Origin of the sequence: Streptomyces sp. ActVer (assembly GCF_027270795.1) — a bacterium.
GTDB lineage: Bacteria > Actinomycetota > Actinomycetes > Streptomycetales > Streptomycetaceae > Streptomyces > Streptomyces umbrinus_A.
Map to the genome: position 1 here is coordinate 1 of NZ_JAPWHT010001041.1, position 519 is coordinate 519.

A 519-nucleotide genomic window follows, 5' to 3' on the forward strand; every position below is an offset into this window, starting at 1 on the left:
TTGCCCTCGACCACCAGGCCGCGGATGGAGTTGCCGGCCTTGTACGCGTTCATGCCGTACTGACCGTTGTCGCGCAGGCAGTTGGCGCGGACCTGCTGGCGGGCACCGGCCATCAGCCCGGCGGCGGAGTTGTTCTGGATCGTCGTGTTCTCGATCACCCACCCGTCGGCCGAGTCGTGGTTGACCACGCCCTCGTCGTGCGGCGCGACGAAGCGCTGCACGGTCAGGTAGCGGATGGTGACGTCACTGGCGCTGCCGCCGAACGCGTACTGGTTCTTCTTCCGGCCGTCGAGCACCGCGCCCGGCGCGCCGAGATAGCGGTTCCCCTCCTTGGGGATGACCTGGGCGTAGCGGTCCGGATCGAGCCTGTGTTTGCCCGGCCGAAGCCAGAACGTGGTCTTCGGGGGGCTGCTCTTGGTCTTCGCGGCCAGGTCACCGACCACCGCGGGGTCCACCGTCACCGCGCCCGCCGGCGCCTTCGTCGGCCCGGCCGCGGGCTTGGCGCACACCCGGGCCACC

General features: G+C 70.5%; 1 pseudogene. It reads right to left on the bottom strand.

The features are described 5' to 3' along the window. Window positions 1–519, bottom strand: a pseudogene (locus O3Q52_RS54030) (right-handed parallel beta-helix repeat-containing protein); the annotation flags it as partial.